We start from the raw sequence: 14813 nt of genomic DNA on the forward strand, positions 1-14813 counted from the left end.
TACATAAAAAATGGCTGCCGAATTTTCGGCAGCCATGCTTCTTTTATCACCTAAAAATCTTACCAAACCTTAACCCGTAAACTATCCGGTCGGTACATTTTGTCTCCTGGCTTCACATTAAAAGCTTTATAAAAAGCAGGCATGTTAGAAAGCGGGCCGTTGGTTCGATACATTTCCGGCGAGTGTGGATCTGTCGTTATTCTGGTACGCATCATTTCATCCCGGTCTTTAAGTCTCCAAACTTGTGCAAAAGCTAAAAAGAAACGTTGATCTGGTGTTAAACCATCAATTTTAACCGTGTCTTGTCCTTGTTTCGTTCTTTTAAATGCCTGATAAGCAATGGCTAAACCGCCAATATCAGCCAAATTTTCTCCTTGTGTTAATTGTCCGTTTACATGCAAGTTATTCAGTACAGTGTAACCATTGTATTCGTTGATCATCACCTGTACTTTTTTGCTAAATTTCGCAGCATCTTCTTTCGTCCACCAGTCCTTTAGGTTGCCAACATTATCGTATTGCCTTCCCTGATCGTCGAAACCGTGTGTCATTTCGTGCCCAATGACGGCACCAATTGAACCATAATTTACGGCATCATCAGCATCAGGAAAGAAAAAAGGAGGTTGTAAAATTCCTGCCGGAAACACAATTTCGTTAAAACCAGGATTATAATAAGCATTTACTGTTGGCGGCGTCATTCCCCAGATTGTACGGTCGACGGGTTTGCCTAATTTATCAATTGCTTCCTTGTACGCATGTTTTTCGGTACTAACTGCACTGGCAAAAAAATTATTACGGTCGATGGTTACATCATCATACTTTTTCCAGTGGTCTGGATAACCGATTTTTTTGGTGAAAGCAGTAAGTTTAGCCAAAGCCTTTTCTTTAGTTGCCGGGCTCATCCAATCTAATTTTTCAATCCGAGAGCGATATACCGTTTGCAAGTTATTCACCAGTTCCTGCATCCGTTCCTTGTCTTTCGGTTTAAAATAATCTTTCACGAAAAGTTGCCCTAATAACTCTCCTAAACCGTTGTCCACTTGTCGGGAAACAATTTTCCAGCGAGGCTGCTGCTTTTTGCTTCCGCTTAATACTTTTCCATAAAAATCAAAACGTGCATCGCGAAAAGGAGAGCTTAAATAACGGCCATAATGATCTGCAATAGCAAACCGGATTTTCTCTTTCCAAACATCCAACGGTTGCGATTTAATCAGTTTATCCAAAGCCTGATAATATCCGGGCTGGCTCATTAAAACAGTATCTGTTTTAAGCTCCATATTGTTCAAAATAGTCGGCCAGCCCAAATCAGGCATCATCATTTGCAATTGCTTAACCGTGTACTTGTTGTAATTTTTGTTAGGATCGCGAAGTTCAACAGGAGAGCGGTGTGCTTTTGCAATCGTTGTTTCCAGTTCCAAAATCTGGCCAGCTTGTTTCTGTGCTGAAGCCGGATCGGAACCGGTGAGCTGCAGCATCTTTTGAATGTAGCTTACATAAGCTTCACGGATTTTTTTGGAAGCCGAATCCGTACGGAAGTAATAATCTTTTTCGGGCAAGCCGGTTCCGCTCTGGTAAAAATTAGGCATGTTTTTACTACTGTTTTTATCATCGGGGTAAACGCCCATATCAAATAAATAACCTGCGCCGTTTCGGTAATCTGTGGTAACAAAATCAATTAATTGTTTATAATCTTTTACAGCATTTAGCTTTGCCAGCATCGGCTGTATTGGTGCAGCACCGGCTTTTTCTATTGCAACGGTGTCCATTCCCGAGGCATATAAATCGCCTACTTTTTGTTCGAGCGAACCTTTTTCATGTTCTTTAGAAGATACATTTTCCAATAGTTTTTTTAATTTCTGTTGATTTTCATCGCCCAAAGTATAAAAAGAACCCCAGCCAGATTCTGATGCCGGAATAACCGTTTTTTTAAACCAAGTTCCGTTTGCATACATAAAAAAATTGTCCTGCGGCCGCACGCTGGTGTCACGTGCACTTGGATCGAGAAAAGATTGCTGATCTTGTTCTTTTTGTTTGCAGGAAGCGAAGAAAGCAAGGACTGCAATGCAGAGAATTCCGGTTTTGTTCATGCTAAGATTTTTGAACTAATATCAGCAATTATTACCTGAAAAACGAGAAAATTAATAGTTGCGGTACAAAAGCACGATGCTTCTTTTACCTACCCTTTTTCATACATAACCGTCATCTTCGCCACGCGTTCTTCCAAAGATTCCATTGTCATTTTCTCGCGTAAACGGTCAACCAAAATCGGGAAAGCAAAAGGCGTTGGCCGTTTGATTTTTTTGATGATGATTTCCTGTGTAGAGATTCTTTGCAGTGCTGCCCTCAACCTAAATTCTTCTAACTGATAAGCCAAAGCTTCATTATAAGCTTGCTGCAACAGTAAATTATCGGGTTCATACTCGCTAAAAACATCAAACAAAAGCGAAGTGGAAGCCTGCAAATGTTTATTTTTAATCGGCTGGCCAGGATAACCGGTAAAAACCAAACCACCAATATGCGCAATATCACGGAAACGGCGTTTGGCCATTTCGGTAGCATTTAAACTTTTTTGAATGTCATCCAATAAGTTTTTTTGAGAAAACAGATCGGCATCCAATGCTTCTTTTATCGGTATAAAATCATCGGTCAGCAATTCAAAACCATAATCATTCATGGCGATGGAAAAGGTTGCACTTTTAATTAAAGCCAGCCGATAGGCGAGAAGCGAAGCCATCCCTTCATGCACCTGCCGGCCTTCAAAAGGATAAAAAAACAAATGGTGGCCTTCTCTGGATTCCAGTTCTTCAATCAAAAACTGGTGGCTTTGCGGCAAAAGTGAATCTTTGGCTTGCAGATCAAATAAAGGTTTTAGGGCTTTAATTTCTACATCTTTTTCTACGCCGTGCGCTACTTCATCCAGCTTTTTGCGGATCATCATCGAATATTGGGTCGAAAGCTGCATCCGCGCACCCATCCAGCTTGGGATAATTCCTTTTTGTACAGCAGATTTTTTAACGAAAGCCGTCATGTCTTTCACCTTAATCAGCTCCAGGCTTCTGCCTGCAAACCAGAAGTTATCGCCGGGCTTTATTTTGGAGATAAAGTTTTCTTCAATCGTACCTAAACTTCCTCCGCTTAACCATTTTACACGTAAACTCACTTCGCTCGTGATCGTTCCCATGCTCATCCGATGACGCATGGCCACGCGCCGGTTGTTTACTTTGTACAAGCCGTTTTCCAGTTCGACTTTTAAAAATTCATCGTACTGCGAAAGCGTTTTTCCTCCGTAAACAATAAAATCTAACAAACTTCCAAATTCTTCCCTGCTTAAATCTGCATAAGCGTATGCTGTTTTTACCTGCCTAAAAACTTCATCGGCATGGAAACCATCAGAAACAGCAAGCGTAACTAAATATTGCATCAGCACATCGAAAGCCAATAAAACCGGGTCACGGCTCTCGTAAATTCCCGCCAGCATGGCTTCTTTTAAAGCCGCACTTTCCATCAACTCAAGTGAATGCGTTGGAACGAAATAAGCTTTAGAAACAGCGCCGGGATGATGGCCGCTTCGTCCGGCGCGTTGCATAAAACGGGCTACACCTTTTGGGCTGCCAATTTGAATAACGGTATCAACGGGACGAAAATCAACACCTAAATCCAAACTCGAAGTACAAACAACCAGCTTCAGCATTTCATCGTGCAAGGCCTGTTCTACCCATTTCCGCAGATCGTTATCAAGTGAACCATGATGCATTGCCATAATTCCTGCGTATTCCGGATACTTATCTAAAATAGCATGATACCAGATTTCTGCATGTGCGCGGGTGTTGCAAAACAGCAAAGTCGTATTGCTTTTTTCAACAATTTCAATTACCTGAGGCAGCAGTTTTACGCCAAGATGTCCGCTCCAGGAATATTTTTCTATTTGAGGCGGAATGACAGATTCAATTGAAATCTTTTTCTCAATATCAGAACGAATAAGACGAACGTTTTCCTTCGGGAAATCTACTCCAAGCAAAACTTCTGCTGCTTGTTCCAAGTTACCGATAGTTGCAGAGATTCCCCAGATTTTAAGTCGATTATTTTCGGTTTCCAAAACTGGCAACTGTTTCAAACCTTTTAATCTTGATAATCCCAATTCTACCTGAACGCCTCTTTTAGTGCCTAACAATTCGTGCCATTCATCCACCACAACTACTTGTAAATGTTGCAGTGTTTTGGGATATTCTTTTTGCGCCAGCATTAAATGCAAACTTTCTGGCGTGGTTAGTAAAACTTCAGGCAGTTTTTTACGCAATGCATTTCGTTCTGCTGTTGATGTATCTCCAGTCCGTGTGCCAATTGTCCAGGGCAAACCTAAATCATCACAAACCGCTTGCATCGCTTTTCGAATGTCATTAGTTAATGCTCTAAGCGGTGTAATCCACAACAATAAAAGTCCGTTGTTTTTTTGGGTTTGATAATCTTTTGCATTGGCGTTGATGTAATCAGCCAAAAAAGGAAGAAATAAAGCAAAAGTTTTACCGCTGCCTGTTGGTGCGTTTAGCAAACCGGAATGGCCAGCCAGATAAGCCGCTTCCATTTCCTGCTGAAATTGAAACTGCTTCCATTTTTTTGTTTTGTACCATGCGCGGATTACCTGCTGCCCTTTTGTTAACATCTAAATAGTTAACAAAGTTAAAAGGCTTTGGTTGGAATGCAAAAAGCAGCTTTATTAAAGATTGAGGCTGAAAAAATGTGTGTTAAAAGAAGCATGCTTATTGATTTGGAAATAATTCCTGCTGAATTTTTTCCAGTTCAACTAAATCTCCTAAATCTTTTGGCCTTGCAGTTGCTTTTTTCTCCCGGATTAAATCTGCTAAAAAAAGCACTTTAACAGGAATACCATCCAGGTTGCCAGTAATTGCATTTGTATAGCAAGTATCAAAATCATGTTGAGAAAAGGCTTTTGTCTGCTCGCCTAAATCCAACAAAAAACCATTATTGCCAAAAGGAACGCTGGTATAACCAAAAACAAATTGTGTATTTAGTAAATATTGTGCACCTTCAACTAAGTTTTCTTTAAGCGATTGGATTAAGGCTTCTCTGTTTTCTGGCGTATTTTTAATCCAGATATCCATATCCACGGTAGTTCTGGTATGGCCATAAAAAGCACCTGCCATTCCGCCAATTAACAGATATTTAAGATTATAATTTGCGAAGCTTTTTAATAAATTTTGAACGTCATCACCCGAAATATCCATATTTTTATTTGCTTCTTTTAGCATTGGATTTGCTTTTCTAAGCTTTGAAGATAAAAGCATTAAAGAAAAAAACCTGTATAGATTTCGCTGGTAAACAGGTAAGAGTTCTGTATTCATGATGAAGCTTTTGCCTAAAATATTCTAATTTAGCAATAATGTTTTAAGGATAATTACAAGTTTATTCTAACTTCAGCCGGTTATCAATTTTATTTGGATGTAATTTGTTTAGCGCCGGAAGGATTTTATCCACATCCTTTTGTGCTGCTTTGCCTTCCAGTACAATTGTGTTTCCGCTTACATCTGCTTCTGCGCCCGGATAGTTTTTTAATACACTGTCTGCAGCTTGTTTAAGTGGAAAATCTGAAGTAAGCGTAACAGGTGCAACCACAATTTTATTGATGATCCCTTTTACAATATTAATTCCTTTTACGTCTTGTTCTACTTCATTTTTTGATTTTTCGGAACTACACTTTCCGGTTAACGTTACAACGCCGTCCTCAACCATATAATTTACACCTGCAAAATTCAATTCGTTTTTAGCTTTTGTAGTTAAATCTGCTTTAATTTCTTTATCCCGATGTGCTTTGCTGCAACTGCTGCACAGAATGATCAGCAGCAAAAGAAAAATGGTAAGGTAGTTTAAAGTGGCTTTCTGTTTTCCAATCCTGAAAAAGTTATTTTGGGTTGATGTTAAACAAACTTTTTCAGAAGAATTTTTATGGCTAAGTAAATAAACTTTGTGTTTCATATTATTACTGATGTACTTTAGTTAGAAGCAAAAACAAGGAGATGTTGTTTAAGAATTTTATCAAGAACTGGGTTGAACTAATTCAATCAATGTAACATTTAATGAAGTGCTGTATCTAACCCGGTACAAATAAAATAACAGCTTGAACCAGCCTTGTCAATATGACAGATTTTGAGGATATCTATAACCGTTATGCGCCGCAAATTTTTCGTGTGTGTTTAGGCTATACAAATGATGCTGATCAAGCCAAGGATCTGGTGCAGGATACTTTTGTATCGGTTTGGAAAAACTTGTCCGGCTTTCGCAACCAATCGCATATCAGCACATGGATTTTCAGGATAGCAACAAATAATTGTTTGCGTGCAGTAAAGGTTGCCAAACGTATGCCTGCTGCCGAGCTGCCATCTAATTTGGCTGATACATTTGATGAATCGCCGGAAGAAAAGCTAAGCTTTTTATATAAGTGTATTGCCGAACTGGAGGAAACGGAGCGCGTTATTATTTCATTGGAACTGGAAGGTTTGCCACAAGCTGAAATTGCCGAAGTTGTAGGATTGAGCAATGGAAATGTACGGGTGAAGATTTACAGGATAAAGGAAAAACTGGCTCAAAAATTTAAAGCAAATGGACAATTTAAATGATTTGAAAGCCATTTGGCATAGTGCGAAAACGGATAGTTTGCCAACTTCTGTGGAGATGGAACAGATAATCAAAAAATTTCGCAACCAAAAGCTGCGAAATAAATGGCTAACTATTGTGGTATCCTGTCTTATTTCCGTACTGATGATTGTGGTATTGTTTATTGTTCCATTCAAATTGCTTGTTACCTATCTTGGCGGAGGATTAATAGCTACCTCCAGTGTTTTACTGGCCGCTACCAATATCAAATCTCTTAAACGCTTTTATCAGCTTGATGACTACAGTAACCTGGACTTCCTGGCTTTTATAGAGCAGACCCGCCAGAACCAGATTTTTTATTATAAAAAAACAATGGTTATCATCATGTTGCTTTGTTCGGTTGGCTTGCTATTGTACCTTTATGAGCTTACCTATCAGCATCTCTTTTGGTTCATTAGCACTTATGCCGCAATCCTGGTTTATCTGCTTATTATGTGGTTTATTGTCCGTCCGCGCTCTTTTAAAAAAGGCACAGAAAAATTAAATGCCACCCGGCAGCGGTTAGAAAAAATTTCCAATCAACTTAAATAATATGAAACGTAACACTATTCCAAAATCGGCTCTTGTATGCTTAATTATCGGTTTGTTAATGACTGCCCTTACGCCATTAATCGGCCGTTACTTCCTGCTGCCGGATTTTTTAAAAGGATTTCTAAATGGTTTAGGTTTAGCTGTTGAAACTTTTGCGATCATTAAAATACAGCAAAGCAAGAAAAATATGAAGTGTTTAGCATCTAATGATTAACCTGCTTTTCCTGTCGGAATTTTGCGGTAAACACTGACTTAAAATAAAATGCTTCTTTTATCACTGTTTTTTTTAGGTGATAAAAGAAGCATTACACATACTCATTCTTTTTGATGGATAAACTATGGGCAATAAACCATCAACCATTTGCTATAAAATCTTATTTCTTCTCCGGCAGCAAAATAAACCGGATCAAATTATTACCGCTTAAATATGGGTTAGCTGTTGTTTTTATGCTTTGAACATTAATTTGATTGAGGTTTTTAACGTGATTTAACACATCTTCCGGATCTTGCCGGTATTGATAACTTTTGGAAATCTGCCCCAGCCAAAAACTGTTGTTTTATTACAGTTTTTCTGAAATTATTTTTTACTATAAGCAGCCTCGAACATTGTTTTTAATTCGTCTTTATGTGCCAAAGCTATTTGTTGCCCAATTTGCTCGGCTTTAAAAAATATTTCGGTCTGTTTTGAACCAAACTTTTTACCAACCGGTGTTTTATAAAAAGCGGCTAATTGCTGTAATTCTTCTGTTGTAAATTCTGCTGCATATAATTTACACATTTTCTCACTAATTATATCCCATGTTAAATACTTATTTAAAAACTGGTGCATCACTTCTTCAAAACCAGCTCTTTTATCTTCCGGAAGTTTTAACTCTTGCAATTTAATTGAAGTGTTCATTGAGGTTTGGAACCTTGATTTTTGGTCTGTTGCATTTAGCATTTCCTGTGCTGCTTTCAGCCGTGCAGGCGTATAAGTAGTATCTTGTGCTTTTAAATTGAAGCTGATCAGAAAACAAAAAGCAGTTAAAGAAAAACAAAATTTGGAGTAAAAGTGGTTCATATTGAATGCTTTAAATTAAACCTTAATAATAATGTTTTTCCGGTACATCAGCCACAAAACCACAAACCAAATTAATACATAAGTTAAAGCTCCGGCAAGAGAAGCATTGATAGGTGTAAAGTAAGGTGTATAAAAAGTTTCCATTAAATAAGTTTTAGAATCTACTGGTTTTCCGTGCAGCATTACTATTATGCGGCTCATGATCCGCGGTATAATTCCCGACAGGAAAAAAACGGTGATTGGGTTCACACCAAAAACAACAAAAAACTTGGTAAAACGACGGTAGCCTTGCACATCAGTTAGCCAGTACAATAACGTTAAACCAATTGTTGCCAGTCCGCCGCAATATAAAACGTAAGAGCTGGTCCACAATGCTTTGTTTATCGGGAAAAAAAGATCAACAATTAAACCGGCGATGGTTGCCAGAACGCCAACCGAAAAAAGCCAGGAAACTTTTTGTGCGTTGTTTTGATCTTTTCGCCTTAAAAATGTGCCGATCAAAACACCAAAAATACAGGTTGCCACAGCAGGAATATCGGTTAAAATTCCTTCCGGGTCCCATGTTTTGGATGATTTCCATAAATGTGCTTCTGTTAAAATGCTGCGGTCAATCCAGGCACCGAGATTGGTTTCGGGATTGAGGTTTGCATAACCCACGCCGGGAACGGGAACAAAAGTCATGACCAGAAAATAAACGATCAAAATCAGCCAGAAAATAATCAACAACCTTTTTTTATTTTGATGGAGATAAAGCAATCCGGTAATTAAATAAACAATTGCGATGCGTTGCAGTACGCCCGGAACACGAACAGTTTGAAATTGGAATGTTGGAAAAAGATTGAGGATCAAGCCCAGCACAAATAAAATTACGCCGCGCCGGATAACATTTATCAGCAATTTTTTATGCTGCGCCTGATCTTGCTTCCGGCTTTCCATCGAGTAAACAATAGAAACGCCAACAATAAATAAAAAGAACGGAAAAACCAGATCGGTTGGCGTGCAGCCGTTCCAGTCAGCATGTTCTAACGGCGGATAAATGTGCGCCCAACTTCCCGGATTGTTTACCAAAGTCATGGCGGCAACGGTTATTCCACGGAAAACATCGAGCGAAAGCAATCGGGGTTTGGGTGTTTTTATTGCAGGATTTTGCATAATGCTTCTTTTATCGATAAAAAATTGGAATGGAGAATAAATTTACAGCCGGATAAATTACTTTAGCAATCAGCAAATCACCTGTTCCCTAAACTTAAATCAGCTAAAATTGAACAGCAATTTACAGCAACTTTTTGCAATTGCCCAAAAGAAAGAGAAAATGATTTTGGGTTTGATGTCGGGCACTTCGCTGGACGGGCTGGATGTGGCTTTGTGCCGATTTTTTGGAAGCGGAATGCAAACCCGGTTTAAGCTGTTGCAATTTGAAACGATTGCGTACAATGATTTTTTTAAGGAAGAGATCCGGCAGGTTTTTTCAAAAAAAACAGTTGACCTGGAAAAACTAATTTTGCTTAATGCTTACATCGGCAACCTTCATGGCGAACTGGTTTTGCAATGCCTAAAAAAATGGCAGGTAAAAACAGCATCGGTTGATCTGGTTGCCAGCCACGGGCAAACCATTTATCACGCGCCCAAACATCAGCATCAGCAAAACGAATATTCGAATGCAACTTTGCAAATTGGCGACGGCGATCATGTCGCTGTAAAAACCGGAATAATTACGTTGAGTGATTTTCGGCAAAAACATATAGCAGCCGGAGGGGAAGGCGCGCCCTTAGCTTTGTATGGCGATGTGATTTTAGGAAGTAAAAAAGGCGAGAACCGGCTTTTGTTAAATTTGGGCGGCATTGCCAACTTTACTTTTTTGCCTGCCGATGCTTCTTTTAGCAGGATAATTTCTACAGATGTTGGCCCCGGAAATACCTTAATTGATGCTGCTTGCCGCCAATATTTTGATTTGCCTTTTGATGAAGATGCAAAAATTGCGCTTTCAGGGGAAGTGAATGAAGAATTATTATCAGCTTTAAAAGCACATCCGTTTTTTGGGGCAGCTTTGCCAAAATCAACCGGACCGGAATTATTTAATCTGGAATTTGTGGAAAAGGCTCTGCAAAAAACAAGCACAAATCAAATTAATCCGGCTGATTTAGTTGCTACGCTTACTGTTTTTACCGCACAAATTATTGCAGATGGTATCCTTCAAAACTTTCCTGTAAATAACTTAAAAGTATTTGTAAGCGGCGGCGGCGCCCGAAACCCATTGTTAATACAACTGCTTCAAAAATTACTGCCTAAAAGCAGCATTCAAAATTCTGCTGCGCTTGGTTTATCTGCCGATGCCAAAGAAGCGGTACTTTTTGCTTTGCTGGCCAATGAAGCGGTTGCCGGAGAACCTATCGTAATTAATCAAAATCCGGCTGTTTTAATGGGAAAGTTTTCTTTTCCGCGTTAAATCAATACAACAATAAGTTTTGCTGTTGATATGGTTTTAGTTTTTCATCTGCCGGATCAAGCTCGGTAATTAAATGAGTGATCTGGTTCAGTTCGCAAATTTTCATTCGCTGAACAGAGTTTAGTTTTTCGGCAATACACAAAACAGCCAGGCTTTTTGAGGAACGGACCATTGCTTTTTTTACCTGCACAATTTCCCAGTCAGAATCTGTAATGCCTTCCTGCGGCGCAATTCCGTTTGTTCCTAATAAACACAGATCAAACTTAATCTCGGAAAGATAGCTGATAACCGTTGCGCCAATGCTGATTTGCGAACCTTTGGAAAGCTGGCCGCCTATTAAAAAAACATCGATAAACGGATGGTCTGCCAATTGTAAAGCAACCAGCGGGCTTACTGTAAAAACGGTTGCCTGAAGTTTTTCAGGGACCATTCGGGCAAGTTCGAGCATGGTTGTGCCGCCGCCGGTTAAAATAACCATATCATTTTTTAACAGCTTTAATGCTTTTTTTGCCACCTCTTTTTTGGCATCGATTGCATAAACCTCATTTTGCTGAAAAGGCGAATGAAAAGATTTGGACAAAGCGCCGCCATGCACTTTTAAAATTATGCCGGATTTGGCAAGTTCGTTCAAATCGCGGCGGATGGTATCTTCAGAAACAGTAAGCAACGTTGCTAAATCCGAAGAAAGCACTTTATTGTGCAGGTTGATCTGTTTCAAGATCATTTTATGCCGTTCTTTTTTTAAGAGCTGCTGCGTATCCGGTTGCATATTAAGGGTTAAAGTATCAGAAATGCGTTTTTATGCACGAAATAAAAATTAAACCTACAAATTTTTGCATATATTAAAATATTTTTTCAATACCTTTAGCTCAAGGGTTTAAGATCTTTCTGTATGTATTATTATGATGCCTGTTTAAGCAGGTTTGATAGCCATATTGACCCTTATTGCATGTTGCACAACAATTAATTAATCATATATGAAAAGAAAATTACTATTTATTTTTCTGGTGTTTTTTTGTTGCTCCTGGCAAGCTATGGCGCAATTAAGGACCATTACAGGAAAAGTTGTAGCTGCAGAAGATGGGTTGTCGCTACCGGGAGTTTCTGTAAAAATCAAGGGGACTTCAACCGGCACACAAACAGATCAACAAGGTACATACTCGATAAGAGCTAATACCGGGCAAACGCTCGTATTTTCTTTTATAGGTACTACCACGCAGGAAAGGGTAGTAGGCGCTGCCCCTTCAATTAATGTGCAATTGAGCCAGGATACCAAAACACTAAATGAAGTGGTAGTTACTGGTTTCGGCGTTAGACAGGAAAAGCGGGATTTAACCTCTTCTACACAAACCATATCTGGTGGAGAAATTGAACAAACCCAGCGCGAAAATTTCGTAAACGCATTGCAAGGCCGTATTGCCGGCGCTACAGTTACCAGCACCAGCGGTTTGCCAGGAGCATCCGCTACCGTTGTGTTAAGAGGAATTACTTCTATAGGCGGTAACAATTCGCCGCTTTATGTAGTTGATGGTATCAGGGTAAATAATGATGCAACCAGTCAGAGTGCATTGGCATCAAACGGAGATAACCGGCGCGAAGACTTTACGAACCGTATTGCAGATATCAATCCTGACGATATAGAAAGCGTTACCGTATTGAAAGGTGCAGATGCTTCTGCCGTTTACGGTTCTGATGCCGCAGGCGGTGCTATCGTAATTACCACTAAAAAAGGCAAGAGTGGAAATGCTGCCATAACTTACAATAACAACTTTAGTTTTGCTAACGAATATCGTTTTCCAAAAATTCAAACAACGTTTGGCCCCGGCACTAATGGTTACCTGGATCCAACCGTAAGAAATGCTTTCGGTCCTGCTTATGCTCCTGGAACCCCAACCTATAATAATCTTAAAAATACTTTTCAAACAGGTTATACACAATTGCATGATTTTTCATTAGCAGGAGGAAATGAAGACGCCAGTTATCGTGTATCTACGGAATATCGTCATACTGGCGGTGTTTTACCTGTTGCTTACAATGATAAATTTTCTTTAAGGTTTGCAGGACAAGCTAAGCTTACGCCAAAATTAACCAGCAGTGCAAGCTTTAATTATTTTAATATTGATAACCGCAAATTAAATAAAGGTAACTCAGGTACTTATATTGATGCCTTATCCTGGCCAACAAATGATGACGTAAGGGTTTATGAAAATCCTGATGGCAGCCGCAGAACTTTGTTGCCCGCAAGTTTAAAAAACATTGTTACAGATGCAGCTATCGACTTTGACAACCCTTTTTGGGATGCCCATCATAATATCAGCCGTGATCAAACAAACCGTGTAGTAGGAAATGTGGATCTATCTTACGATCCTTTAAAATGGTTAAATTTAAGAGGCCTGATAGGAATAGATTATTATACTACACAAGGCAATAACTTGTTAAGCCAGTACAGTTCATCCTATCAAAATGCTATATCAAACACGCTTGCGTCAACAAATGGTATTTCGTCTGGTGGTATTATCGATAACTATGATGATAACAACCTGCTGTTAAACGGCTCTTTTTTCGCTACTTTAAAACATAATTTTGGCGATTTCAGAACTACACTTGCCTTAGGTGCAGAAGTTTATGACAGTAAGGATATCATTAACGGACAATACGGCGAAAGATTTTTACAGCCTGATTTTAATACCATTAACAACACTACCCCAACCACACAGCGTGCTACAGTTAATTATTTTGAAACACGCCGTATTGGTGAAATTGCCCGTTTAAGTATTGTTTGGAAAGAATTGCTTACTTTAAATGCTACCGGCCGTAATGATTATTCTTCCCGTTTAGCAGGTACAACTAAAGACTCCTACTTTTATCCTTCAGGTGGCGTTGGCTTTAACTTTAGTGAACTGCCAGGGCTAAAAGGTAGCGACGTATTATCATTTGGTAAGCTTAGGTTTTCCTATGCAGGAGTTGGTAAAGATCCTTATCAACCCTACAGGATTAAATCGAGTGTGATACAGCAATCCACTACAGGCGGAGGCTATGCTTATGACGTTACCGGAAATAACCCTTTGCTAAAACCTGAAAAAGATTACCAGATGGAACTGGGTACAGAGCTTCAATTCTTTAAAGGCCGTTTAGGGGCAGAAATTAACCTTTATAAATACCGCGCAACCAACCAGATTTTTGATCCTCGTATCAGCTACGGATCAGGTTATATATTGGAGTTAGTTAACGGAGGTGAAATACAAAATAAAGGTATTGAAGTATCGTTAAACGGAACTGTTTATTCAAACAAAAATTTTAGCTGGAAGCCTTTTGTAAACTTCTTTATGAACAGGGGTAAAGTAATTAACCTTGGTAATTTGCCTGAATACTATAACTCTGATACTTGGTTATATGCAAATGCCCGTGCCAGTATTTTCCCAGGCAGCAGTTTATCAAACATTGCTTCATATACCTATTTGCGTAATAATAAGGGTCAAATTTTGGTTGATCCAACCAGTGGCTTGCCTATTTCAAATGGTACTTTTGTTACAACAGGAGATCGCCAACCCAAATTTAACGTAAGTATGGGCAATACCTTCACTTATAAAGCATTTGCGTTAACCTTCCTGGTGGACTACCGTTACGGCGGGGATGTATTTAATGGTAACGAATTATTTCTTACCCGTTACGGCTTAAGTGCACGTACGGTTGACAGGTTAACGCCGATAGTTGTGCCCGGTGTGTTGAAAGACGGAAATGAAAACTCTGCAAACCCAACAGTTAACACTATAAAAATTACACCATATTATCAAAGTACCTATTACAGCAATGCTATAGAGTCTGATTTTATTGAACACAACATTTACACCGTACGTTTAAGAGATATTACACTAAGTTATACCTTACCGCAATCAATATTGGCCCGTCAAAAAGTGTTTAAATCATTAGGTGTATATGTAACAGCTACAGACCTTTTCATGATTACAAATTATACAGGCGCAGATCCGGAAGTTAATGGTACTAACTCTGCAACAAGAGGTTCTGGTGCACAAGGATTTGATTACGGGGCAGTGGCGACACCGCGTGTCATTTCTTTTGGAGTAAGTGTGAAATTATAAAGAGAAAAGA

12 protein-coding genes are annotated in these 14813 nt (G+C 39.1%); 5 read left to right on the forward strand and 7 right to left on the reverse strand.

What is annotated here, in order from left to right:
* Positions 1 to 59 precede the first annotated feature (59 nt).
* The 4 genes from GO621_RS15065 to GO621_RS15080 all read right to left on the reverse strand — a co-directional run bounded on the left by GO621_RS15065 (position 60) and on the right by GO621_RS15080 (position 5988).
* Positions 60 to 2084: a M13 family metallopeptidase gene (locus GO621_RS15065; protein ID WP_157568498.1), complete on the reverse strand. Its 2025-nt coding sequence runs from the start codon at positions 2082 to 2084 to the stop codon at positions 60 to 62.
* An 89-nt stretch (positions 2085 to 2173) separates the two neighbouring features.
* Positions 2174 to 4657 carry a ligase-associated DNA damage response DEXH box helicase gene (locus tag GO621_RS15070; protein ID WP_157568500.1) on the reverse strand — a complete coding sequence of 828 codons (2484 nt, stop codon included), beginning with the start codon at positions 4655 to 4657 and terminating at the stop codon, positions 2174 to 2176.
* A gap of 97 nt (positions 4658 to 4754) precedes the next feature.
* On the reverse strand, positions 4755 to 5357 hold the full coding sequence (locus GO621_RS15075) for a hypothetical protein (RefSeq protein WP_198170269.1): 603 nt from the start codon (positions 5355 to 5357) through the stop codon (positions 4755 to 4757).
* A gap of 61 nt (positions 5358 to 5418) precedes the next feature.
* Positions 5419 to 5988 (reverse strand): BON domain-containing protein, encoded by a 570-nt coding sequence (locus GO621_RS15080; protein WP_157568502.1) that lies wholly within the window; start codon positions 5986 to 5988, stop codon positions 5419 to 5421.
* Between the two features lie 161 nt (positions 5989 to 6149).
* Here GO621_RS15080 and GO621_RS15085 point away from each other — a divergent pair, with 161 nt between their 5' ends.
* Genes GO621_RS15085 through GO621_RS15095 form a run of 3 tightly spaced genes read left to right on the forward strand, consistent with a single transcriptional unit; the run spans position 6150 to position 7411 of the window.
* Positions 6150 to 6629, forward strand: a complete 480-nt coding sequence (locus GO621_RS15085; protein WP_157568504.1) for an RNA polymerase sigma factor — start codon at positions 6150 to 6152, stop codon at positions 6627 to 6629.
* On the forward strand, positions 6613 to 7197 hold the full coding sequence (locus tag GO621_RS15090) for a hypothetical protein (protein WP_157568506.1): 585 nt from the start codon (positions 6613 to 6615) through the stop codon (positions 7195 to 7197). The genes GO621_RS15085 and GO621_RS15090 overlap by 17 nt, the downstream gene beginning before the upstream one ends.
* Position 7198: 1 nt before the next feature.
* Entirely contained in the window at positions 7199 to 7411 is a 213-nt protein-coding gene (locus tag GO621_RS15095; RefSeq protein ID WP_157568508.1) for a hypothetical protein, read from the forward strand.
* Between the two features lie 363 nt (positions 7412 to 7774).
* On the opposite strand, the gene GO621_RS15100 is transcribed toward GO621_RS15095, so the two are convergent.
* The gene (locus tag GO621_RS15100; RefSeq protein WP_157568510.1) at positions 7775 to 8257 is read right to left on the reverse strand and encodes a DUF2059 domain-containing protein; all 483 of its coding nucleotides are present in this window, start codon (positions 8255 to 8257) and stop codon (positions 7775 to 7777) included.
* A 15-nt stretch (positions 8258 to 8272) separates the two neighbouring features.
* Positions 8273 to 9409: an acyltransferase family protein gene (locus GO621_RS15105; RefSeq protein ID WP_157568512.1), complete on the reverse strand. Its 1137-nt coding sequence runs from the start codon at positions 9407 to 9409 to the stop codon at positions 8273 to 8275.
* 109 nt (positions 9410 to 9518) lie between these two features.
* Here GO621_RS15105 and GO621_RS15110 point away from each other — a divergent pair, with 109 nt between their 5' ends.
* Positions 9519 to 10703: an anhydro-N-acetylmuramic acid kinase gene (locus GO621_RS15110; protein ID WP_157568514.1), complete on the forward strand. Its 1185-nt coding sequence runs from the start codon at positions 9519 to 9521 to the stop codon at positions 10701 to 10703.
* 1 nt (position 10704) lies between these two features.
* Here GO621_RS15110 and GO621_RS15115 read toward each other — a convergent pair whose 3' ends face one another.
* The gene (locus GO621_RS15115; protein WP_232335669.1) at positions 10705 to 11427 is read right to left on the reverse strand and encodes a DeoR/GlpR family DNA-binding transcription regulator; all 723 of its coding nucleotides are present in this window, start codon (positions 11425 to 11427) and stop codon (positions 10705 to 10707) included.
* Between the two features lie 253 nt (positions 11428 to 11680).
* Here GO621_RS15115 and GO621_RS15120 point away from each other — a divergent pair, with 253 nt between their 5' ends.
* Complete coding sequence (locus tag GO621_RS15120; RefSeq protein WP_157568518.1) at positions 11681 to 14803, forward strand: SusC/RagA family TonB-linked outer membrane protein; 3123 nt, start codon at positions 11681 to 11683, stop codon at positions 14801 to 14803.
* Positions 14804 to 14813 lie beyond the last annotated feature (10 nt).

Origin of the sequence: Mucilaginibacter arboris (assembly GCF_009754915.1) — a bacterium.
Classification (GTDB): domain Bacteria; phylum Bacteroidota; class Bacteroidia; order Sphingobacteriales; family Sphingobacteriaceae; genus Mucilaginibacter_A; species Mucilaginibacter_A arboris.